This is a genomic window from Avibacterium paragallinarum, assembly GCF_900450705.1.
GTDB classification, from domain to species: domain Bacteria; phylum Pseudomonadota; class Gammaproteobacteria; order Enterobacterales; family Pasteurellaceae; genus Avibacterium; species Avibacterium paragallinarum.
This window is the reverse complement of record NZ_UGHK01000002.1, coordinates 350,275-372,284: the sequence shown is the minus strand read 5'-3', so window position 1 is coordinate 372,284 and position 22,010 is coordinate 350,275. Positions and strand designations below refer to the sequence as shown.

At 38.2% G+C, this 22,010-nt stretch carries 24 protein-coding genes; 12 read left to right on the top strand and 12 right to left on the bottom strand.

Annotated elements, in window-relative coordinates:
• The first annotated feature begins 137 nt into the window (after positions 1–137).
• The gene (locus DXZ23_RS06525) at positions 138–1,028 is read left to right on the top strand and encodes a transcriptional regulator GcvA (protein WP_017806239.1); all 891 of its coding nucleotides are present in this window, start codon (positions 138–140) and stop codon (positions 1,026–1,028) included.
• Entirely contained in the window at positions 1,021–2,112 is a 1,092-nt protein-coding gene (gene rlmM, locus DXZ23_RS06520) for a 23S rRNA (cytidine(2498)-2'-O)-methyltransferase RlmM (RefSeq protein WP_017806240.1), read from the top strand. Before DXZ23_RS06525 ends, rlmM begins: the two co-directional genes overlap by 8 nt.
• A gap of 150 nt (positions 2,113–2,262) precedes the next feature.
• Here the strand turns inward: rlmM and DXZ23_RS06515 are convergent, their stop codons facing one another.
• Positions 2,263–2,454, bottom strand: a complete 192-nt coding sequence (locus DXZ23_RS06515; protein ID WP_017806241.1) for a hypothetical protein — start codon at positions 2,452–2,454, stop codon at positions 2,263–2,265.
• Positions 2,455–2,575: 121 nt separating this feature from the next.
• Here DXZ23_RS06515 and DXZ23_RS06510 point away from each other — a divergent pair, with 121 nt between their 5' ends.
• Together DXZ23_RS06510 and uvrD are read left to right on the top strand one after the other, a co-directional pair.
• On the top strand, positions 2,576–2,944 hold the full coding sequence (locus DXZ23_RS06510) for a helix-turn-helix domain-containing protein (RefSeq protein ID WP_017806242.1): 369 nt from the start codon (positions 2,576–2,578) through the stop codon (positions 2,942–2,944).
• A gap of 173 nt (positions 2,945–3,117) precedes the next feature.
• On the top strand, positions 3,118–5,301 hold the full coding sequence (gene uvrD / locus DXZ23_RS06505) for a DNA helicase II (RefSeq protein WP_021724496.1): 2,184 nt from the start codon (positions 3,118–3,120) through the stop codon (positions 5,299–5,301).
• Positions 5,302–5,435: 134 nt separating this feature from the next.
• Here uvrD and dolP read toward each other — a convergent pair whose 3' ends face one another.
• The 4 genes from dolP to DXZ23_RS06485 are packed head-to-tail and all read right to left on the bottom strand — an operon-like array spanning position 5,436 to position 8,759.
• Positions 5,436–6,029, bottom strand: coding sequence for a division/outer membrane stress-associated lipid-binding lipoprotein (gene dolP, locus DXZ23_RS06500; RefSeq protein ID WP_017806244.1), 594 nt, complete (start codon positions 6,027–6,029; stop codon positions 5,436–5,438).
• Between the two features lie 41 nt (positions 6,030–6,070).
• Positions 6,071–6,655: a D-sedoheptulose-7-phosphate isomerase gene (locus tag DXZ23_RS06495; protein ID WP_017806245.1), complete on the bottom strand. Its 585-nt coding sequence runs from the start codon at positions 6,653–6,655 to the stop codon at positions 6,071–6,073.
• Positions 6,656–6,667: 12 nt separating this feature from the next.
• Positions 6,668–7,030 (bottom strand): YraN family protein, encoded by a 363-nt coding sequence (locus DXZ23_RS06490; protein ID WP_021724495.1) that lies wholly within the window; start codon positions 7,028–7,030, stop codon positions 6,668–6,670.
• Position 7,031: 1 nt separating this feature from the next.
• Complete coding sequence (locus DXZ23_RS06485) at positions 7,032–8,759, bottom strand: penicillin-binding protein activator (protein ID WP_017806247.1); 1,728 nt, start codon at positions 8,757–8,759, stop codon at positions 7,032–7,034.
• A gap of 74 nt (positions 8,760–8,833) precedes the next feature.
• Here DXZ23_RS06485 and rsmI point away from each other — a divergent pair, with 74 nt between their 5' ends.
• The 6 genes from rsmI to DXZ23_RS06455 all read left to right on the top strand — a co-directional run bounded on the left by rsmI (position 8,834) and on the right by DXZ23_RS06455 (position 14,821).
• The gene (gene rsmI / locus DXZ23_RS06480) at positions 8,834–9,676 is read left to right on the top strand and encodes a 16S rRNA (cytidine(1402)-2'-O)-methyltransferase (RefSeq protein ID WP_017806248.1); all 843 of its coding nucleotides are present in this window, start codon (positions 8,834–8,836) and stop codon (positions 9,674–9,676) included.
• A 135-nt stretch (positions 9,677–9,811) separates the two neighbouring features.
• Positions 9,812–10,435 (top strand): L-threonylcarbamoyladenylate synthase, encoded by a 624-nt coding sequence (locus DXZ23_RS06475; protein ID WP_017806249.1) that lies wholly within the window; start codon positions 9,812–9,814, stop codon positions 10,433–10,435.
• Between the two features lie 44 nt (positions 10,436–10,479).
• On the top strand, positions 10,480–11,475 hold the full coding sequence (gene rluB, locus DXZ23_RS06470; RefSeq protein ID WP_017806250.1) for a 23S rRNA pseudouridine(2605) synthase RluB: 996 nt from the start codon (positions 10,480–10,482) through the stop codon (positions 11,473–11,475).
• A gap of 282 nt (positions 11,476–11,757) precedes the next feature.
• Entirely contained in the window at positions 11,758–12,729 is a 972-nt protein-coding gene (gene cysB, locus DXZ23_RS06465) for an HTH-type transcriptional regulator CysB (RefSeq protein ID WP_017806251.1), read from the top strand.
• Between the two features lie 140 nt (positions 12,730–12,869).
• Positions 12,870–13,697, top strand: a complete 828-nt coding sequence (gene dapD, locus DXZ23_RS06460) for a 2,3,4,5-tetrahydropyridine-2,6-dicarboxylate N-succinyltransferase (protein WP_017806252.1) — start codon at positions 12,870–12,872, stop codon at positions 13,695–13,697.
• Positions 13,698–14,002: 305 nt separating this feature from the next.
• Positions 14,003–14,821 carry an OmpA family protein gene (locus tag DXZ23_RS06455; protein WP_017806253.1) on the top strand — a complete coding sequence of 273 codons (819 nt, stop codon included), beginning with the start codon at positions 14,003–14,005 and terminating at the stop codon, positions 14,819–14,821.
• 64 nt (positions 14,822–14,885) lie between these two features.
• On the opposite strand, the gene uspE is transcribed toward DXZ23_RS06455, so the two are convergent.
• Together uspE and fnr are read right to left on the bottom strand one after the other, a co-directional pair.
• On the bottom strand, positions 14,886–15,806 hold the full coding sequence (gene uspE, locus DXZ23_RS06450; protein ID WP_017806254.1) for a universal stress protein UspE: 921 nt from the start codon (positions 15,804–15,806) through the stop codon (positions 14,886–14,888).
• A 124-nt stretch (positions 15,807–15,930) separates the two neighbouring features.
• Entirely contained in the window at positions 15,931–16,704 is a 774-nt protein-coding gene (gene fnr, locus DXZ23_RS06445; protein ID WP_017806255.1) for a fumarate/nitrate reduction transcriptional regulator Fnr, read from the bottom strand.
• A gap of 126 nt (positions 16,705–16,830) precedes the next feature.
• Here fnr and DXZ23_RS15400 point away from each other — a divergent pair, with 126 nt between their 5' ends.
• Positions 16,831–16,989, top strand: a complete 159-nt coding sequence (locus DXZ23_RS15400; RefSeq protein ID WP_017806256.1) for a hypothetical protein — start codon at positions 16,831–16,833, stop codon at positions 16,987–16,989.
• Positions 16,990–17,002: 13 nt separating this feature from the next.
• Here the strand turns inward: DXZ23_RS15400 and ftnA (DXZ23_RS06440) are convergent, their stop codons facing one another.
• The 5 genes from ftnA (DXZ23_RS06440) to moeA all read right to left on the bottom strand — a co-directional run bounded on the left by ftnA (DXZ23_RS06440) (position 17,003) and on the right by moeA (position 21,092).
• A complete protein-coding gene (gene ftnA, locus DXZ23_RS06440) occupies positions 17,003–17,503 on the bottom strand; it encodes a non-heme ferritin (RefSeq protein WP_017806257.1) in 501 nt (166 codons plus the stop codon).
• Positions 17,504–17,516: 13 nt separating this feature from the next.
• A complete protein-coding gene (gene ftnA / locus DXZ23_RS06435; RefSeq protein WP_017806258.1) occupies positions 17,517–18,005 on the bottom strand; it encodes a non-heme ferritin in 489 nt (162 codons plus the stop codon).
• 208 nt (positions 18,006–18,213) lie between these two features.
• Positions 18,214–19,125 carry a LysO family transporter gene (locus tag DXZ23_RS06430; RefSeq protein ID WP_017806259.1) on the bottom strand — a complete coding sequence of 304 codons (912 nt, stop codon included), beginning with the start codon at positions 19,123–19,125 and terminating at the stop codon, positions 18,214–18,216.
• A 3-nt stretch (positions 19,126–19,128) separates the two neighbouring features.
• On the bottom strand, positions 19,129–19,875 hold the full coding sequence (moeB, locus tag DXZ23_RS06425; protein ID WP_017806260.1) for a molybdopterin-synthase adenylyltransferase MoeB: 747 nt from the start codon (positions 19,873–19,875) through the stop codon (positions 19,129–19,131).
• 2 nt (positions 19,876–19,877) lie between these two features.
• Complete coding sequence (gene moeA / locus DXZ23_RS06420) at positions 19,878–21,092, bottom strand: molybdopterin molybdotransferase MoeA (protein ID WP_021724491.1); 1,215 nt, start codon at positions 21,090–21,092, stop codon at positions 19,878–19,880.
• A gap of 142 nt (positions 21,093–21,234) precedes the next feature.
• Between moeA and folE the strand changes: the two genes are divergently transcribed.
• Positions 21,235–21,888, top strand: a complete 654-nt coding sequence (gene folE / locus DXZ23_RS06415) for a GTP cyclohydrolase I FolE (RefSeq protein ID WP_017806262.1) — start codon at positions 21,235–21,237, stop codon at positions 21,886–21,888.
• The last annotated feature ends 122 nt before the right edge of the window (positions 21,889–22,010 follow it).

The following is a 22,010-nucleotide window of genomic DNA, read 5'->3' as shown; positions in this document are numbered from 1 at the left end:
ACCATTAAGTATGGGGATATTGTAGTTGAGATGTGTGTTTGAGGACAATGGATATTTTTTTATCCCTTGTATAAAAAAAACTAATAGATAAATCAGTTGTTTAGTATAACTGATTATTTTTCATTTGAGAAGATTTTATGTATAAACGTTTGCCTCCCTTGAATTCACTGAAAGCGTTTGAATGTGCGGCACGTCATTTAAGTTTTACTAAAGCAGCGGATGAACTTTTTGTTACTCAAGCGGCAGTGAGTCATCAAATTAAATTATTAGAAGATTTTTTAGGCATTGAATTATTTAAACGCCAACACCGCACGTTAGTTTTAACTGAATTAGGACAGATTTACTGTAAAGAAGTTAAAGATATTTTGTATCGATTATCTGATGTTACTCAAAAGTTAATGGCTCAGAAAAATGAAAAACACCTAGCAATCAGCGTACCACAAACATTTGGTATTCAATGGCTAGTGCCTCGTTTGAGTCAGTTTAATGCTCTTTATCCAGATATCGAAGTGCGATTGACAGGTGTAGATCAAGATGAAGGGTTACTTAACCGAGAAATTGATATTGCGATTTATTATGGTCGTGGTGCTTGGGAAAATTTGCAAGTAGAAAAACTTGCGGAAGAAAATTTACTTTTGCTGGCTTCGCCGAAATTGTTGGCTAAACAACCTGTTCGTTGTGCGGAAGATTTAAAAAAGCATACGCTGATTCATATTCATACTCGAGATAATTGGCAAAAAATGGCAGATTATTTACAGTTAGAGGAACTGGATATTCAACACGGACCAATTTTTAGCCATACGTTTATGGCATTGCAAGCAGCCGTACATGGGCAAGGAATTGTGCTGGCTAATCGCGTTTTAGCCCAGCAGGAAATTGATAATGAAAGATTGCAGATTGTTTTATCGACACAGTTAAAAGATCCTAAATCTTTTTATGTGGTCAATCAATTTGATAAAGCAAATGAAGAACAAATTTTAGCATTCCGCCAGTGGATTATTAACGAAATAAGAAATACTAATGAATAAACTCGCTTTATATTGCCGTATTGGTTTTGAAAAAGAATTAGCCGCCGAAATCACCGATAAAGCCAGTGAGCTTGGCGTGTTTGGCTTCGCTCGAGTTGAAAATAATTCGGGTTACGTTATCTTTGAATGCTTCCAAGCGGGGGAAGCGGATTACCTCGCAAAAACCTTGCCTTTTGAGCAACTGATATTTGCACGCCAAATGATCGTGGTTTCTGATTTGTTGGCAGACCTTTCACCGCAAGATCGAATCAGCCCGATCATCGCCCAATATGAACGAAGCCATTTGTCCACCAACTTGGCACTAAGCCGCGAGCTGTGGGTTGAAACGGCGGATACCAACGAAGCCAAAGAACTTTCAGGCTTTTGCCGTAAATTCACCGTGCCGCTGCGGCAAGCAATGAAATCCAAAGGCTGGCTCGGTGCAAAAGCAGAACAAAAGTGCGGTGTGTTTTTGCACCTATTTTTTATCCGTGCGAATTGTTGTTACGTTGGCTACTCTTATTGCCACAACCACTCCCCTTATTTTATGGGCATTCCGCGTTTAAAATTTCCGCCAGAAGCGCCAAGCCGCTCCACATTGAAGTTGGAAGAAGCTATTTTGACGTTCATTCCAAAGCAAAAAGAAAGCCAATATCTGAACGAAAATCACTATGCGGTGGATTTAGGTGCTTGCCCTGGCGGCTGGACGTATCAGCTAGTTAAACGCGGATTATTTGTTTATGCCGTAGATCACGGCAAAATGGCAGCCAGCCTGCACGATACAGGACGCATTGAACATTGTGCGGAAGACGGCTTCAAATTCCAACCACCAAAACGCCGCCGAATTGATTGGCTCGTGTGCGATATGGTGGAGCAGCCTAGCCGAATTACGCAACTCATCATTAAATGGTTGCTAAATGGCTGGTGTCAAGCCACCATTTTTAACCTCAAACTCCCAATGAAAAAGCGTTACGCCGAAGTGAAACAATGTTTAGAAATGCTACAAAATGCCCTTGAAAAACAAGGAATAGCCTTTGAATTAAAAGCAAAACATCTGTATCACGACAGAGAAGAAATCACCGTTTATCTTCGTTTACTTCCATAATTTGAGTGCGGTGCAAATTTTAGCTTAATTTTATTCGCGTTCGTTAAGATAAAATGCTTTAACTAAGTGTAACGCCAAAATATAAAAGGCGTTTTTCTTGAGATCAAAGAAAAACGCTTTTTCCGCTCATTTTCGTTAGTTGTATTATTTCTAATATTTTGAACCTAACGCTTTGCCAGCGGCTTCAGAAGCTTTTGAACTCGCTTCTATTTGAGCTCTTTGTACAGCACTATCCTTAGCTGATTTTCCAATGTTGCTTAATTCATTTTGTAATTCCGCACAACCTGTTAATGCTGCTGAAGTGATGATCATTGTGGCAAAAAATAATTTGTTAAATTTCATATTCATATCCTTTTAAATGAAAAATAATTGTGAAGTTTAAGACAACACTTAAACCGTTATAGTTTAATATTAAACTGTTATGGTTTACAAGAGTTTTTTTCGATCGGTCATAATTCGTCAAATGAAAATACCGAATGAAAAAGAAAAATTTAGTGAAAGATTAAAATTAGCCCTTGCAACAAAATATCCTAACACATTGAAAAATAGTGAAATTGCAACGAAATTTAATCTTCAGCACCCTAATGAACCCGTTACGCAGCAAGCCGTTTACAAATGGTTAAACGGCTTGGCAATTCCGTCATTGGATAAAATTGATACTTTGGCGAATTGGTTGAATGTGAAACCAGTTTGGTTAAGATATGGAGTGTCAGAGAACACACAAATAGATACAATGAATGAAACCTTAATTGAGCTGATTTCATCATTATCTGAAAAGCAGAAACGTGCTATTTTACAAATGATCTTGGCATTTCAGTCGGGAAGTGAATAGATATTGTCTTTAACTTATTGAACGTTAAGCCGTTATGCTAAGCTATAAGAAGTGCTTCATTTTATTTTTAACAAAAGTGCGGTGTAAAAATTACCTAAAAATTGCACCGCACTTCTTGCCTTTTAACAAAATCCCCCTATAATTAAGCTGTATAAAAAAACAGTGGTGATGTAATGGATATTTCTGAATTACTTGATGGATTAAATGACAAACAGCGTGAAGCCGTGGCTGCTCCGCTAGGCAATTATCTTGTACTCGCTGGGGCGGGGAGTGGTAAAACGCGGGTGCTGACTTATAGGATTGCTTGGCTTATCGCCGTTGAGCAAATTTCTGAGGGCAGTATTATGGCTGTAACCTTTACCAATAAAGCGGCGGCGGAAATGCGTCATCGGATAGAAAGCACGTTGGCGAAATACTCATCTCAACGCATTTTAGGAATGTGGATCGGCACATTTCATAGCATTGCTCACCGCTTGTTACGTGCTCATTATGCCGATGCGGGCTTACCGCAAGATTTTCAGATCTTAGACTGCGACGACCAACTTCGCTTGGTTAAACGTTTGATTAAACTTCACAATATTGATGAACAAGCTTTCCCGCCCAAACAGGCTTGTTGGTACATCAATAATAAAAAAGAAGAGGGGCTACGCCCGCAGCAGATTGATGATAATAATGATCGTCAAGAGCGGACTTGGATTAAAATTTATCAAATTTATCAAGATGCGTGCGATCGTGCGGGCTTGTTGGATTTTGCCGAATTGTTGTTGCGAGCTTACGAACTATGGTTGAAAAAGCCCTTGATTTTACAGCGTTATCAGCAACGCTTCTCACAAATTTTAGTGGACGAGTTTCAGGATACCAATAAAATTCAATACGCGTGGATCAAGCTCTTAGTGGGCGATACGGGCAAAATTATGATCGTGGGCGATGACGATCAGTCTATTTACGGCTGGCGTGGGGCACAGGTGGAAAATATCCATCGCTTCTTGGAAGATTTTCATCAAGCCCAAACGATCCGTTTGGAGCAGAATTATCGCTCAACCAGCAATATTCTTAACAGTGCCAATCATCTCATTGCCAACAACAGCAACCGTCTTGGCAAAGAATTGTGGACAGAGGGAGAGCAGGGCGATCCCGTTGGCATTTACGCCGCGTTTAATGAAATTGATGAAGCACAATTTGTGGCAAATCAAATCAATATCTGTCTTGATGAGGGCGGAAAGTTGAACGATTGTGCGATTTTATACCGCAGCAACAGCCAATCTCGCGTTATTGAAGAAGCCCTAATCCGTGCACAAATTCCTTACCGCATTTATGGCGGGCTACGCTTCTTTGAACGCCAAGAAATCAAAGATGCCTTAGCCTATCTGCGTTTAATCGCCAATCGTTTTGATGATGCTGCCTTTGAACGAGTGATTAACACTCCCGCACGAGGCATTGGTGATCGCACCTTAGACGTGTTGCGTCAATTAACCCGAGAACGGCAAATTACGCTTTGGCAAGCCATTCAAGTTGCAATCCAAGAAAATAGGCTCGCAGGGCGTTCCGCGACAGCGTTGTTGCGTTTTACCGAATTGATTAATTCCTTACAGCAAGACACCGCAGAAATGCCACTTTTTGCCCAGACTGATTTTGTTATTAAACATTCAGGCTTGTATCAAATGTACAAACAGGAAAAAGGGGAAAAGGGCGAAGTGCGGATCGAAAACTTGGAGGAATTGGTGAGTGCCACCAGAGAGTTTATCAAACCAGAAGACGCAGAAGAAATGACGGATTTAATGGCATTTTTGACGCATGCTTCATTGGAATCAGGGGAAGAACAAGCCTCGCCACATCAAGCCAGCGTGCAAATGATGACCTTGCATTCCGCGAAAGGCTTAGAGTTTGAACGCGTGTTTATTGTCGGCGTGGAAGAGGGCATTTTCCCAAGCGCTCGTTCTTTTGAAGAGGGGCGAATGGAGGAAGAACGCCGTTTGGCATATGTGGGCATTACGCGAGCGAAACAAAAACTCACCATTAGCTATGCGGAAAGTCGCCGTTTATATGGCAAAGAAGAGCGTCATTTACCCTCCCGTTTTATTGAAGAATTGCCGAAAGAATGTATTCAAGAAGTGCGTTTGCGAGGCACAGTAACGCGAGCCTGCAACCGTGCGGCGGTAGGGGCGTTAAATACGTCATCAACCCAAAACGATAGCGGTTGGAAAATGGGCCAAAAAGTCAAACACGCCAAATTTGGCAACGGCACGATTATTAATGTTGAAGGCTCAGACAACAACACCCGCCTACAAATCGCCTTTCAAGGTGAGGGGATTAAGTGGCTAATTGCAACTTTAGCTAATTTAGAAAGAATTAATTAATTTGTTAGTGTATATAACCGTTTAAATTAAAATAAGATATGCATTGGTTAGAAAAGGTATAAAAATACTTTTATTCGATATAATGCAGTATTATTCTAATAATTAAACGGTTATAGATACATATATTTCCAACCTTAGTCTAAATAATTAAATACTTTAATAACTTTTTTTACCCCAGATATATTACGAGCTATTTCGGCCGCTGAGCTTGCCTGTTGTTTGGTTAAATTACCCATTAAGAAAACTTCGCCATTTTCAGTAATCACTTTTACATCACTGCTTTTAACTTGGTTGCTAATGAAAAGCTTTGATTTAATCTGGGTTGTAATCCAACTATCTTGGCTAATTTGAGCTAACGAGATCTTTGAACCTATTCGTAATTCATTGTAGGTTTCGATAACGTGATTGACGCCGTTTGCAAGAGAGGTTGCAATATTTTTTAGATGCTCATTAGGAACTTGCCCAATAAGTAGAATTCTTCCATTATATGAGATAACGTTAATCCGTGCTTCAGCTTTTAATTGCTGGTCTTGATTGATTGCATAGAGTACCTTTTCTTCTAGGGTTTCATCATCAATTTGCGTTCCTACTGTTCTAGGATCTGTGGCAACTTTTGTGGCTACAGCAGTGGCTCCAGCGATTCCAGCAACAGTTGCAGTGACGCAACCTTGTAGCAAAAAGGCTGAGCTTAAGATAAGTGCAAATTTTTTTAAATTGTTTCGCTTCATTAGTAATATCTCCTTTAATTGGTTGAATATCCGTGTTGCTATTATGAATGAGAAAACAGAGAATAATCAATTAATTCACAAATTGCATTAATAATGAATAAATGCTGTTCTAAAATACGGCTTTCTTTAGTAGTTGGAGCGATAATTTCAATATCCTGCTCTGTCAAGAAACCTTGAATATGATCATTATTTGCCCCTGTTAAGGCAATAATATTGATTTCTTTATTTACTGCATCATTGATCGTGTTTAATATAATTTCTTCATTCCCTAAGGGAGCAAATACAACAAGCATATCACCTTGTTGTGCAATAGCGTTAAATTGTCGTTGATAAAATTGTTGCTTCGGGCGATCAGAGATAATGGCAGCCCCAACAGCATTATCTAAACTTAGTAAGACAGATGGAAAAGTTGGTCTTTCAAGCTCATATCTATTAAGTAGGTTTGCAACCAAAAATTGTGCGTTTGCATAGGATTTTCCTTCCCCACAAACGATAATCTTGTTGCCCCTCAGTAGGCAAGTTACCATATTTTTCACTGCGAGAAAAATAGAGTCAGGCAATAAACTTGAGGCTGAGATCTGAGTTTGTATACTTTCGCTATAGAGATCTTTTATTTTGTTTAACATTTTTATTTATCATTATTCGTCAAGAAAATTAGGGATCCATTCTAATTCAGAGATAGATTTACCAAATGCTACTAAATCAAAACGACAATCTGTATCATCTAAACTGCAGTTTTGTTTTGCGAGCCACATATTAGCAGCATCAAGCCATTTTTGTTGTTTATTCCAATCCACACTTTCAATTGCGGATCCAAACTGATTATTTTTTCTTTGTCGGACCTCAACAAAAACAATCGTATTGTTATCCCGCATAATTAAATCTAGCTCTCCACATTTAAAATGTTGATTAGCCGCAATAAAATGAAGACCTTGTGATTGTAAAAAGAGGCGAGCTTGTTTTTCAAAACTCGCACCTTGCTGTCGTTTAGATTTAAACATATCAATTATTGAGTACGAAGATTGTAGCATTTTGGTATTGATACCACGTCATTTCGCGTGCAATATTACAATTTGGACCCGCACTAAGTTTTCCTGTTAGCCCTGTAATATTGAAACCTGGGATTTGTCTTAGCTCATTTAATTGATTTATTAATAGCCAAGCATCTCGACCCATTGCATATAAACGCATTAGTGAATAATCTCCATTGGTGAACTTATATGCTTTTTGGTATTGAGGGGAATCTATATCTTTAAAGAAAGGAATATCACTAAACTCTAACCCATTCATTAATAAGCGATATTCGGGTGTATTGTTTGAGGAATTGCTGCGTGAACTCGAAAAAAGTTTTAAATTATTATTGTTATTATCAATAATCGTTTTTATTTCACTTAATTGATTGTTCGTTGCAATAATATACAATGCTTGAATATTTTGATTCAATCCTGATTGTAAGGCAAAACCAATGTCTTCCACCGTATTATAGAATTTGATATTAGCATCTGTTGCAGATAATTGCTGCCATCGAGCGTTGAATGCAGAAGCAGTACGGCGACCTAAATCATTCTGTGGAACAATGACTAGCGGAGCGTGAATACCTTGTTCCCAAATGCGGTTAGCGGCTGATTCAGCTTCATCCTCTGGTGCTAATCCATAGTAACACAATTGATTAATTGCTTTCGAATTGCTTGTTGAATTTAGAGTGAGAACAGTCAATCCTCCTAATGAATTCGCATTATTGATTAATTTATCAACGTTTTGTTTTAGGAGTGGGCCTACAATCGCATCAAATCCTTGTTGTTTCGCTTGTTCTATGATGGTTTCTATTGGTGTAGAAAGCGTGTCGAATACTTTAACGGAAGTTAGAGAATCTTCTCTTGCATCATCAAAACCCTGTTTGATTGTATTTCCTAGTAGTTGTCCGTTCCCACTTAATGGAAGTAATAAGGCGATTTTATGCAATTGAGTATGTTGGAAGTTTAATAGTCCTTTTAATTCTGTTGGAAATAAAACTGCGGCACTGTGATGAGGATATATTGTTTTCCAGTATTGCAATGCTTGGCTTAATTGATCAGGGCTATATAAGTTATCATTATAAAGTTTGATTAATGCAAGCCATCCAGATAATGCGGGGCTGATGTCCTGTGGAGGATTATTGATAATATCTTGATTTGCACTTCTTAATAGTGCCCAAATATGATCATTATTTTCTTGTTTTCGTTGTAGATCAGATAATAGCGAATCAATTTTTATCCTAGTATTGACAGCGTTGATAATCTGTCCTTGATTTTGAGCAATACGTGCGACAGTTTCATAATATCGTCTTTGCTGAGAAAGGCTTAGCAGTGGTAGATTAATTTGGTGAAGGTAATTATCAGCCATAGCATTATTACCTTTTACAGCAAAAAGGTGAGCCTCAATAAGGGATTTATCTAAGCGTTGTTCTTCATTTAAGTCATGTAACTCTGCTAACATCGCTTCAGCTTGAAGGAGTTTATTTTCATTCACTAAAACTCGGGCAGCAAGTAATTTATAAGTTTGTTGTTCTTCAATATTTTGAGCTTGCTCTATTTTTCTTATGTAGTAGTCTGAACTTGCGTCGGCATTATTTTTTAGTTGGTTAGTATAACTATTAAGAAATAGTAAGTTCGAGCAACCCGCAAGTAGGAAAATAAAGAAAAAAGGTATTAATCGATTTTTAAAATTAACACATTGTAATAGAATAGCCATAATGACTCCATGGTTAAAACGATTTTTAGGATCTTACTTATCTCAATAATTAAAATCAAATAAAAGAAGTAAAAATGGACAATTTAACAGGAATTTTATATATCGTCGCAACGCCAATCGGCAATTTGCAAGATATTACTCAACGAGCTTTACAGGTGTTAGAACAAGTTGATTTGGTCGCGGCAGAAGATACTCGCCATAGTGGATTGCTCCTCAGCCATTACGGGATTAAAAAGCCGTTTTTTGCTTTGTATGATCATAATGAACAGCAAAAAGCGGATATGCTATGCGAAAAACTTTTGCAAGGAATCAATATCGCCTTAATTTCTGATGCGGGAACCCCTCTTATTAGCGATCCTGGATTTCATCTGGTGAGGAAATGTCGTCAAGCAGGCATTAAAATCGTGCCAATTCCGGGAGCTTGTGCGGCTATTGCGGGGCTTTGTGCTTCAGGTATTGCCTCTGATCGTTTTTGTTTTGAGGGATTTCTGCCAGCAAAATCAAAAGCACGTTGCGACAAATTAGAAAAGTTGGCAAAAGAAGACCGCACTTTAATTTTTTACGAATCTACCCATCGCATTTTAGATTGTCTTGCGGATATGGAAAAAATATTAGGTGCGGATCGCTATGTCGTCCTTGCTCGTGAACTTAGCAAAACTTGGGAAACAATTTACGGTGATAAGTTGGGAGCGTTACGCCTATGGATAAGTGAGGATCCAAATCGTAGTAAAGGTGAAATGGTGCTTATCGTAGAAGGTTATGCGAATGCTGAGGAAGAAGAATTTTCCTCACAAGCAATTAAAGCACTGAGCTTAATTTCTCAAGAGTTACCCTTAAAAAAAGCAGCTGCTATTGTTGCGGAGCTTTATGGTTACAAAAAAAATGCCTTGTATCAGTTTGGATTGGATAATTTATAATCAATAGACAGTGGTAAGTTGTGGCAATGCTTATTTTGGGAAAATCAAATGACAAGACATTCAAATTTATTTTTTCCGAAATCTATAATCAATAGGGAATTTCGGTATAATGCTTAATGTTAAAGGATAAAGGTTATGAGCCAGTTTTTTTATATACACCCAGAAAATCCGCAGCCGCGTTTAATTAACCAAGCTGTGGATATTTTAAAACGAGGGGGTGTAATTGTGTACCCTACGGATTCGGGGTATGCCTTAGGTTGTATGCTTGGTGATAAACACGCAATGGATCGTATTGTGCAAATTCGACAGTTGCCAGAAAATCATAATTTTACACTTGTATGTAGTGATTTGTCGGAACTTTCAACTTATGCAACGGTGAATAACGTGGCGTATCGATTGATTAAGAATAATACACCGGGACGCTATACCTTTATTCTTACTGCAACCAAAGAAGTGCCGCGTCGTTTAATGACGTCAAAGCGTAAAACCATTGGCTTACGCGTGCCAGATAACCAAATTGCTTTGGCATTATTAAATACTTTAGGTGAACCCATTTTGTCTTGTTCCTTGATGTTACCGGGTGAAGCGTTTATTACACAATCTGATCCTGAGGAGATCCGTGATCGTTTAGAACATCAAGTGGATTTAATTATTAATGGGGGATATTTGGGACAAGAGCCAACAACGGTGGTGGATTTAACAGAAAATACCCCCGTTATTTTACGTGAGGGCAGTGGTTCAATTAGCCCATTTATTTAATCTTTTCAAATTATTAGACGCTTGGGAAAGCGACAAGAGGAAATATGAAAACAACATCTTATTCACAACGCAATGCCACAAAAGAGCAGTATTTTGCCGAAAAAAAACGCATAGAAAGAAAACGTACTGAAAAAAATTCTACAGAAAAAAAGACCGCACTTTCTTCTGCATCACATAAAACGGAAGGGGAAAAATTGCAAAAAGTTCTTGCCCGAGCAGGAAAAGGATCACGGCGTGAAATTGAAGCGATGATTGCGGCAAATCGTGTTAGTGTGAATGGCAAAATGGCGACGTTAGGTGATCGCGTTGTTGTGAATGCGAATTTAAAAATTCGTATTGATGGACATATCGTCAATTTACAACAAGCACAGAAAGAAATTTGTCGTGTGTTGATGTACTACAAACCAGAAGGTGAACTTTGCACCCGTCATGATCCAGAAGGACGAGCGACGGTTTTCGATCGTTTACCACGTTTAACAGGTTCGCGTTGGATTGCCGTAGGGCGTTTAGATATTAATACATCGGGTTTATTGTTATTTACCACAGATGGTGAACTAGCGAACCGCTTAATGCACCCAAGTCGTGAAGTGGAACGTGAATATTCTGTGCGAGTGTTTGGGCAAGTGGATGAAACTATGCTTGCACGTTTACGCAAGGGAGTGCAGCTTGAAGATGGACCAGCTAGTTTTAAGTCGATTAAACCTATGGGAGGGCAGGGAATAAACCAATGGTTTGATGTTACTCTTATGGAAGGACGCAACCGTGAAGTTCGCCGTTTGTGGGAATCACAAGGCATTCAAGTGAGCCGATTAATTCGCATTCGTTATGGGAATATAAAATTAATGAAAACCTTACCTCGCGGTGGTTGGGAAGAAATGGATCTTGCGAATGTAAATTACCTGCGAGAGTTAGTCGGGCTTGAGCCTGAAACACAAAGCAAATTGGATGTCACCAAACAACGCAGAAGAGCTAAAACAGGACAAATTCGTCGAGCAATTAAACGTTATGTAGATGTAAATAAACGTTATAAAAAAGCTTAAAAAAATACCGCACTTACTTTTCTAGGAATAAAATCATTTATTAGAATGTTTAGTAATAAATATTCTACTTGTTTATGAAAAAAGTGCGGTTTATTTCTTTTTTTCTCACTTTTCCTAATTAGTTACGCTAAAAAACATATTATTTGTTGATCTATTCTTTATTAGTAATGTCATATTGCTATGGAGGTTAGACCAAAGCTACTTTACCTATTCTAGAAAAATAAGATATAGTAATTTTCCTTATATCAAAATATTATATAGAGAGTTGATTTTGGGGGAGTAATGAAAATTCAGCAACTGCGTTATATCGTTGAGATTGTCAATCAAAATTTAAATGTAACAGAAGCATCTAATATATTATTTACCTCTCAACCAGGTATTAGTAAACAGGTACGCTTATTAGAAGAAGAGTTAGGGCTAGAAATTTTTGAACGTAATGGTAAACATATCAAAGCCCTTACCCCAGCTGGACAAAAAATTGTTGCAATTGCTAGAGAATTGCTCGTTAAAACACAGAGTATTAAAGCGGTTGCTGATGAATATACACGCCCTGATTATGGAGTATTGCGTATAGCAACGACGAATACGCAAGCACGTTATATGTTGCCAACGGTGGTGAAACAGTTTTCAGAAAAATATCCGAAAGTAAGTTTACATATTCATCAAGGATCGCCTACACAAATCTATGATGCACTACTTTCTGATGAGGTGGATTTGGCTATTACAACAGAAGGTCAGAATTTATTTGAAAATCTTGTATTACTACCTTGTTATATATGGAATCGTTCAGTCATTGTTAAGGTAGATCATCCATTGGCAAAATGTAATAATTTAACGATAAATGAATTAAGCAACTATCCTTTAGTTACCTATACTTTCGGATTTACAGGGGTATCAGATCTTGATTATGCGTTTAATAGTGCTGGATTATTACCAAATATTGTATTCACAGCTACTGATGCAGATGTGATCAAAACTTATGTTCGTTTAGGGTTAGGGGTTGGTATTATGGCATCAATGGCATATACGGAAGAGGATAAAGATCTGGTTGCTCTTGATGCTAAGCATATTTTTCGTTCAAGTATGACGCAAATTGCATTTAAAAGAAGTGTTTTTTTACGTAATTATATGTATGATTTTATTCATATGTTCTCTCCTCATTTAACCCGTTCTTTAGTGGAAAAGGCTGAACGATTGAATGATAATAATGCAATAAAAAAATTATTTGATGATATTCAATTAGAAGAACGGTAATTTCTATGAGAACGTTAAAGTAATATAATCATCTTTCGAGTCGTATATGAAATCGCATCAAAAATTAATAATAATAGATGAGATTTAAGTTAAAATATGATAAAAATAGCATTCTTCTCAAAATATAAATAGGATAAAAAATGGTAAATTTACAAACTATTATTGAATCAGCTTTTGAACGTCGAGCAGAGATTACTCCAAAAAATGTGGACAAAGAAACACGCTTAGCTATAGAAGAGGTCATTGAAGGGTTAGACAGTGGAAAATACCGTGTTGCGGAAAAAATTGATGGGAATTGGGTAACGCATCAATGGTTGAAAAAGGCAGTTTTACTTTCCTTCAGAATTAATGACAATCAGATTATAGACGGGGCTGAGACCAAATATTACGATAAAGTACCTCTGAAATTTGCAGATTATGATGAAGCCAGATTTCAAAAAGAAGGTTTTCGAGTAGTTCCTTCAGCGGTAGTTCGTAAAGGAGCATATATTGCTAAAAATACGGTATTAATGCCATCTTACGTCAATATCGGTGCTTATGTAGGCGAAGGGACAATGGTCGATACTTGGGCTACGGTTGGTTCTTGTGCTCAAATTGGTAAGAACGTTCACCTTTCTGGTGGAGTTGGAATTGGTGGTGTGTTAGAACCTTTGCAAGCTAATCCAACAATTATTGGCGATAATTGTTTTATAGGGGCTCGTTCAGAGATTGTTGAAGGGGTCGTTGTTGAGGATGGATGCGTTATTTCAATGGGCGTATTTATCGGGCAATCAACCAAAATTTATGATCGTGAAACAGGTGAAATTTTTTATGGACGCGTTCCAGCGGGTTCTGTTGTAGTATCTGGTAGCTTACCTTCCAAATGTGGTAAATACAGCTTATATTGTGCAGTTATTGTGAAGAAAGTCGATGCAAAAACTTTAGGTAAAGTTGGAATCAACGAGTTACTACGTACTATTGACGAATAAAAACTATTTTTCTCTGATATAATCTGTGCCTGTTGCTATGGCACAGATTTTATCTCTTATCTTTAACTTTTCATTTTTTATATATTCCTTTATTTAGAAATAATAAATACAAAGTTTTTGAGTATATTATTCTCTAATCTACCTAATCTAGGTTATAAAATTTATAATTATAGCGAATAATAGTTAAACTATTTAAATTTAAGTTTACTTTGTTAAAAATTATGATTACTATAGGATGATATAATGTTTTTTGATAAGTTTTAGAATTACATAGACATATATTTATTAACTTAAAGGTACGTTAAATGAAATTTTCATATTTTCTTGTTTCTGCCCTTGCGGTAAGCACTCTCACTGCTTGTGGTAATTTGAGCGAAGTAACAGATGAAGGGACATCAGAGCATTTGGTTTGGCCAAAAATTGAAGACTCCACTTTTAATCATAATGGAACACAATATGGTTCTTGGCCAAATTGGGATAACATTCGTATGATTGAAAGAGGAATGAATAAGGATCAACTTTATAATTTGATCGGGCGTCCTCATTTCGCTGAAGGATTGTTTGGTGTGCGTGAATGGGACTACGTATTCAACTATCGTGAAAATGGTGAACATAAGGTGTGTCAATACAAAATTTTGTTTGATACGGAAATGAATGCACAAAATTTCTTTTGGTATCCAAATGGTTGTAATGGCAGTTTATCTTTCAATTTAAAAAGTGATGTTTTATTTGATTTTGACAAATATAACTTAACTGAAAAAGGATTAGCTACAATTGATGCAGTTGCTAAAGAATTGAAAGAGGTAGGAGCGAAGGAAGTAAAAGTTTCTGGACATACTGATCCTATCGGTTCTGTTGAATATAATTTAGCTCTTTCTAAGCGTCGTGCTGAACAAGCTAAAGCTCGTTTAATCCAGCAGGGAGTTAAAGCGAATATAGAAGCAATTGGTTATGGAAAAGCATATCAGGTTAAATTCTGTAATGGGGTTACAGGTCAAGCTTTAAAAGATTGTTTACGAGCCAATAGACGCGTAGAAATAGCTTCATCTGGAGTAGTAGAAACTGAAAAAATGCCTAATCAAGAAGGTGGGATTGTAGGACCAGCTATTCTTTATAAGAAATAGTTTATCTTATAATTAAATCGATAAAAAAGCTGATTTCAATGTTGTAATCAGCTTTTTTATTATGTTAGGAACAGTTCGGTTTAATAGCTAAAAGGCTACAATTTAATTTATTAATGACTTGTTCTGCAGTATTACCTAAAAGTGCTGCGGAGAGTCCTGTCCTGCCTATTGTACCAAGTACAACGATTTCGGCCTCAATTTCTTTTGCTACTTCAGGGATAACATCTTCAGGGAATCCCTCTTTAACATGGGTATGTGCTTCATCAATTCCAAATTTTTGTCTCAATTCTTTCATATTAAGTAAATATTGATTTCGGATACTATTACTACAATCAGTGGAATTAAATTCAGGAAGGTCAATAGCCATATTAATTGGGGCAGGGGGATATGCGGTAACAAGATGAATATTTCCACGTTCTAAAATATCCGCAAGATCCAAGCCTAGATAAACTAATTTCTTGTTTATTAATATGTGGTTGTCATCATTATCAGCAACATTCACCGCAATAAGGATTCGGCGTTGATGTCGCCAGTCTCCATCTCTGATAAGCATTATTGGAATAGGGCATTTTCTTAATAGTTGCCAATCCATTGGCGTAAATATTAATGAGCTAATACTTTCTTGTTGAGTATATTTAACGACAAGATCATAATTAACCTTTGCAATTTCAGAAACAGCAGCTTCAGCTTCATTATTACTCCAAACAACGATGGAGTTAAATTCAATATTAGGAGATTTATATTTTTCGAAATAAGGTTGGATCATTTTTTGTCGTTGAGTAATAACACCTTGATGCATCAGATGACGTTCTTCAGGAGATAGCAATGTAGACATCTCATAGGATAGATCATAGACTGTCATAAAGGTTGTAATTTTTACTGGTGCATCGCTATTTTGTTCATTAACTAGGCGTACGGCTCTAGCTAAGGCATATTGTTTCTCATTTTCAGGATTTAAGATAACAAGTATATTTTTAAATTTCATAAAATGCTCCAAGGACAGTAGAATATTCTTTAGCATAGGCAAGATTCTTAAAAATAACAAGCTATTAAGAGTTAAAATATGATCTAGTGCAACATATTGTTACACTAATTAGAATAATCAACCATTAGCTAATTACTTGAATTGGTGTTTTAGTTATACCCGCTAGTTCGGATAGCTCTGCCATATTATTAATAGTGATATATTTACCTTGCACAGATAACATTCCTGATTTTTGGAACCGCCCAAGTAAACGGCTAATTGTTTCAACAGTGAGGCCTAGATAATTCCCTATGTCACTACGCGTCATTGTTAGACGAAATTCACGGGCTGAGAATCCTCTAGCTGAATAGCGACGAGAAAGATTATGGATAAAAGCGGCTAAGCGTTCTTCAGCATTCATTTTTGATAAAAGCAAGATCATTTCTTGATCGCTTTTGATTTCGTTACTCATTAGTCGCATAATTTGCAAGCGAAGCTTAGGCATTTTGCCTGAAAGATCGTCTAAAATATCGAAAGGGATTTCGCATACCATTGCGGTTTCTAATGCCTGAGAAAAACTAGGATGTTTCATATTTATAATGGCATCAAAACCAACAAGGTCACCAGGTAGATGAAAGGAAATGATTTGTTCTTCACCTGTTTCACTAATCGTGTAGGATTTAATAGTTCCTGAGCGGATAGCATAAAGAGATTCAAGAGGATCGCCCGCTTTAAAGAGAAGCTGAGATTTCTGAATTGGTTTTTTACGTTCTATAATATTATCAAGTTGGTTTAACTCGTGTTCATTTAACGTAAAAGGAATACAGAGCTGGCTAATACTACAGTCTTGGCAGTGAATAGCACAGCCTCCAGATTGAACGCGACGCCCAATTTTACTCTCATTGGCTAAAATTTTCATTTGATCCTCAAATCATTCGATAAAATAGAAAATATTATATAAAATTGATCTAACTCAATAAATCATATCATCAAATGAAAAAATTAAGAAGTTTTAAATAGTTAAATAATTGTTAAGGAAAAAAGAATGGCAGTTGAAAAGCTCACTAAGAAACGTTTAATACAAATTATTTTAATGCTTTTTGTTTTACTTTCCGCATTTTTCTACCGCACTTGTCATTATGATAAAAATCAAAGTGCGGTGGAAAATCAGCAAATTTCTGATAAGGAAAGAGCCAGTGAGTAACTGGCTCTTATAATTAGGCGTGGTTAAGTGCTAATTTTGCAAGATCTTTATCTACAAGGAATAATCCTTTACCGTCATCACCCAATAAATTAAGCTTATCTAAAATACTACTGAATAATTTTTCTTCTTCGTGTTGTTCAGCCACATACCATTGTAGGAAATTGAACGCGGAGAAGTCTTTTTCTTCAAAGGTACGGCCAACAAGTTCATTAATTTTACGCGTAATCAATTTTTCGTGCTCATAAGTCAGCTCAATGACTTGTTTTAATGAAGTAAACTCCTGTGGTGGTGCTTCAATTTCGCTGATAATTGGCAACGCCCCAGTTTCGGTTAAATAGGTGAACAGTTTACGCATATGTTGCATTTCTTCCGCCGCGTGTGCGGATAAAAACTGTGCTGCCCCTTCAAAGCCTTGTTGCTCACACCACGCACTCATTTGCAAATAAAGGTTTGAAGAATAAAATTCCAAATTCATTTGGTCGTTTAATAATTGGATCACATTGTTAGATAGCATTTTTTTCTCCTTTTTATTCTAATGTCGCAAGATCACGATCAATATAGTAAAGCCCACGTCCGTCTTCGCCGACAAGGTTAAATTTATCAATAATGCTATTGAATAATTTTTCTTCTTCGTGTTGCTCTGCCACATACCATTGTAGGAAATTGAAAGTAGAGTAGTCTTTATTTTCAAAGGTGACTTCCACTAATTCATTAATTTTTGCGGTAACGAATTTTTCGTGTTCAAGGGTGATTTCAAACACTTCTTTTAAGGATTGATAATCATTTTTTGGGGCTTCAATTTTGCCTAAAATCGGCATTCCGCTGGTTTCATTCACATAAGTAAATAATTTTTGCATATGCATCATTTCTTCGTCAGCGTGGCGTAACAAAAAGGCGGCAGCCCCCTCATAGCCTTTTGCACTACACCAAGCACTTATTTGTAAATAGACGTTGGAAGAATAAAACTCCAAATTAATTTGCTCATTTAATTTTTGAGCGATCGCGGCTTTTAACATAAGCTAACTCCTTTCCTGAATGGATTAAATAATGTGCATAGTTTAGTCAATTTTTTCTATTTTGCAAGAAAAAATATTTGTAAGTTATTAATTTTTAAAGAGAATTTTAATAAGAACTATTCGCTATAGAAGAACAGTTCTCATTGCATTTTGTATATGGAAAAGTGCGGTGCGAAAAACTCACATTTTTTTGACCGCACTTTTAGTTTTAGTTGAGGGGAATGGAGGAGAAAAATACCAGCAAAATGGGCGGGACAATATTGGTGATAAAACCAAAGCTGATCGCAAGGGGGACAACTTCAATGCCACCTGAACGTTGGATAATCGGCAAGGTGCAATCAAGGGCAGTTGCCCCTGCTAGCCCTACGGCGGTGGAGCGGTAGTTAAACATAAAAAAGGGAATGACGAACAGGCTCAAAATTTCTCTGGAAAGATCATTGAAAAAGGCGATGCTGCCGAAAACAGGCCCCCACGCATCATTAATCACAACGCTAGAGAGGGAGTACCAGCCAAATCCCGAAGCAATAGCAAGCCCTTGAGTGATTGGCAAATGGAGTACATAAGCAGAGATCACGCCACCGATCAAGGAGGTGAAAATAAAGATGATGCCCGTGTAAAGCCCGCGTTTGTTGAATAGCACTTCTTTAAGTGCGATGCCGTTATTGCGTAGTTGTATGCCGACGAAAAAAATCAGTAACACGAGGGCGTAAGTACTTGTGCTAAAAGGGAAAGCGAGCCATTGTTTGGTGAAAAGCCCGACCACAAAACCGAGCAACACCATTGAGCAAAGCTTGGCACTGTCTAATAATAATCGACCGCGAGAGGGGAGATCTTTGCCTAATCGTTTGAGCGGGAGGGGGACGCGTTTGTCATAGATGATTAACCCCATGAGATTGCAAAGCTGAATGATTACCGCAAAAGTGAGGGCAGAAATGCCAATACGCGGTAATGTGCGGGTAAGATCGTCCAAATGCCCCAAAGACACGCCCATAATGAACAAAATAGCATAGAGCAAGACCATTACGATTTGATTAATGCGTTGCAAAAGGGCGGCGTTTTGGGTTTTAACCAGATAGCCAAAGCACATTGGGGCAAGTACGATAAGTAATCCTTCAAACATTTTTTATCCGTTTTTGTTATTTGTGAGTGTCTGTGGAATGTTGATTTCACGAACTTTCATCGTTAAGCCATCAATCAGTAGTAATCGTCCGCATAAATTCTCGCCAATTTTTAACCGCACTTTGATCGCTTCAAGGGCTTGGATTGAGCCAATAATTCCTACAATCGGAGAAAGTACGCCAGTTTCTACGCAGCTTAGAGGGGCATTGCCGAAAAGTTGGCTAAGTTGATGATAGGTTAGGGTATTGTCTTCATAGGTGAACACCGAAACTTGCCCCTCCATTCGGATCGCCGCCCCTGAAATTAATGGGGTTTTGCATTGCTGGCAACAGCGATCTAACTGGTTGCGGCTGTCTAAATTGTCCGTGCAATCCAGCACAATATCCACGCTGGGAAGCAAAGCGAGCAAGTCGGCATCGGCTAATTTCTGCGGTATAGTTTCGATATGAACGTGAGGGTTAAGCCGCTGCAAGCTCAGCTTTGCCGACTCCACTTTCGGCATTGCTAAACGGCTATCATCGTGCAAAACTTGGCGTTGTAAATTGGAAAGTGCGACAGTGTCAAAATCCACCAAAATTAATTTGCCAACGCCTGCTACGGCGAGATATTGGCTTGCGGCACAACCTAAGCCGCCCAAGCCCATTATCAGCATTGTGCTGTCTTTTAGGGTTTCTTGACCGTCAAAATCAATGGCTTTCAGCACAATTTGGCGGTTGTAACGGAGTTCTTCTTCGGGGGTTAATTCGATCATTATTAGCTCAATAATTCGTTAAAAGGTTGAATGGTAACCACTTCGCCCGCTTGCACATTGCCGCGTTCGGCTTCCAACAGGATAAAACAGTTGCTTTCAATAAAGGCACTAAACATATGAGAGCCTTGAAAACCTACGGCTTTCACTTCAAGCTGTCCATTTTCATTCAGCCAATAGAAGCCACGCTGAAAATCTTTGCGTCCCACACCTTTTTTCAGATTTTCGCTCGCAATGGCATTGAGTTGTGGGGGCATTTGCCATTGGCTATAACCGCTGAGTTTGGCGATGGCAGGTTGAACAAGTTGATAGAAGGTAACTAATGCCGATACAGGATTACCCGGTAAGCCACAGAACCACGCGTTTTCCAGTTTGCCAAAAGCAAAAGGCTTGCCGGGTTTCATTGCGATTTTCCAAAAATTCACTGTGCCGAGTTTTTCTAAAATGTCTTTGGTGAAATCCGCTTCGCCAACGGAAACCCCGCCGCTGGTGATCACCAAATCCGCCTGTTCTTGTGCTTGCAAAAAGGCGTTTTCAAACAAGGCTTCATCATCAGGCAGAATGCCAAAATCGAGAACTTCACAAGGTAATTTTTCCAACAAGAGTTTCACGGTGAAGCGGTTGGTGTCATAAATTTTGCCCTCAGAAAGCGGTTCACCAACAGGGACGAGTTCATCACCCGTTGAAAGAATGGCGACTTTTAAACGGGGAAACACAGGCACTTCCGCAATGCCTAGCGAGGCAAGCAGCGGGAGAGAAAGTGCGGTCAGTTTTTCTCCCATTTTTAGCATTACCTCACCTTGTTTTACATCTTCCCCCGCACGGCGGATATTTTGCCCTAGCTTTGGCGTTTCATTAAGGGTGATCGTGCCGTCTTCGTTAAGTTGAACATTTTCTTGCATTACCACCGCGTCAGTGCCTTCGGGGATCATCGCACCCGTCATAATTCTGACCGCACTTTGTGGTTGCCATTCCCCCTTAAACGGATTACCCGCAAAGGCTTTTCCCGCAACACTCAAGCGATGGGATTGAGCCAGATCCGCCAGACGAACGGCATAACCGTCCATTGCAGAATTATCAAACGCGGGGACATTAATCGGCGAAATCATATCTGCGGCACAAATACGCTGGCTTGCTACCGCAAGGGGTAAGATCTCGCTGTGTTGCGGGGCGGGGAGCTGGGATAACATTTGGTCTAAGGCTTGTTCAATGCTCAACATAACATCGTCCTATCATTGGTTGTAAAGGTGAAAGAGGGGATTTATTTTACGCATTTTTTTCATATAAATTAACTATTATTCTCATTTTATTATTGTTTTAGACTTTGATAGAATAGCCCAATTTGAAATTGGAGAGTAGTTAATGAGTAAAATTTCACCCGAAGCGGAAAAGGTTCGCCAAGCATTGCTGAGCAAGGGCATTGAAACCCCGATGATCGACACGTCCCTAACAAAATCACAACGCCGTGAGGGCATTGAGCAACATATGCGTGAAGTGATGAAGTTAATCGGCTTAGATTTGCGTGATGATAGCCTTGAGGAAACCCCTGTCCGCTTAGCTAAAATGTTCGTTGATGAAATTTTTAGCGGTTTAGATTATGCCAACTTTCCGAAAATCACCAATATTGAAAACCGAATGAAAGTGAGTGAAATGGTGCTAGTGAATGATGTTACGCTCACCAGCACTTGCGAACATCATTTTGTTACCATTGATGGCACGGTGTCTGTGGCGTATTATCCGAAAAAATGGGTGATCGGGTTATCGAAAATTAATCGCGTAGTGGCGTTTTTTGCTCAGCGTCCGCAAGTGCAAGAACGTTTAACCGAACAAATTTTGCTGGCTTTCCAAACAATTTTAGAAACCGATGATGTGGCAGTGTATGTCAAGGCAACCCATTTTTGTGTGAAATGTCGTGGCATTAAGGATAGCAATAGCTATACGGTAACGTCTGCCTTTGGCGGAGTTTTCCTTGATGATCGCGAAACAAGAAAAGAATTTTTGACCTTGCTTAAATAAATGTACTGTTATGGTAATGTAGCCATTTAGTGATGAGAGTCCTATGCAATTGTTATCCATAGAATTTTTTGTTTGTTTCTTTTTTTTATTCTGTACTTATTGGTTATTACAAAAGCACATAG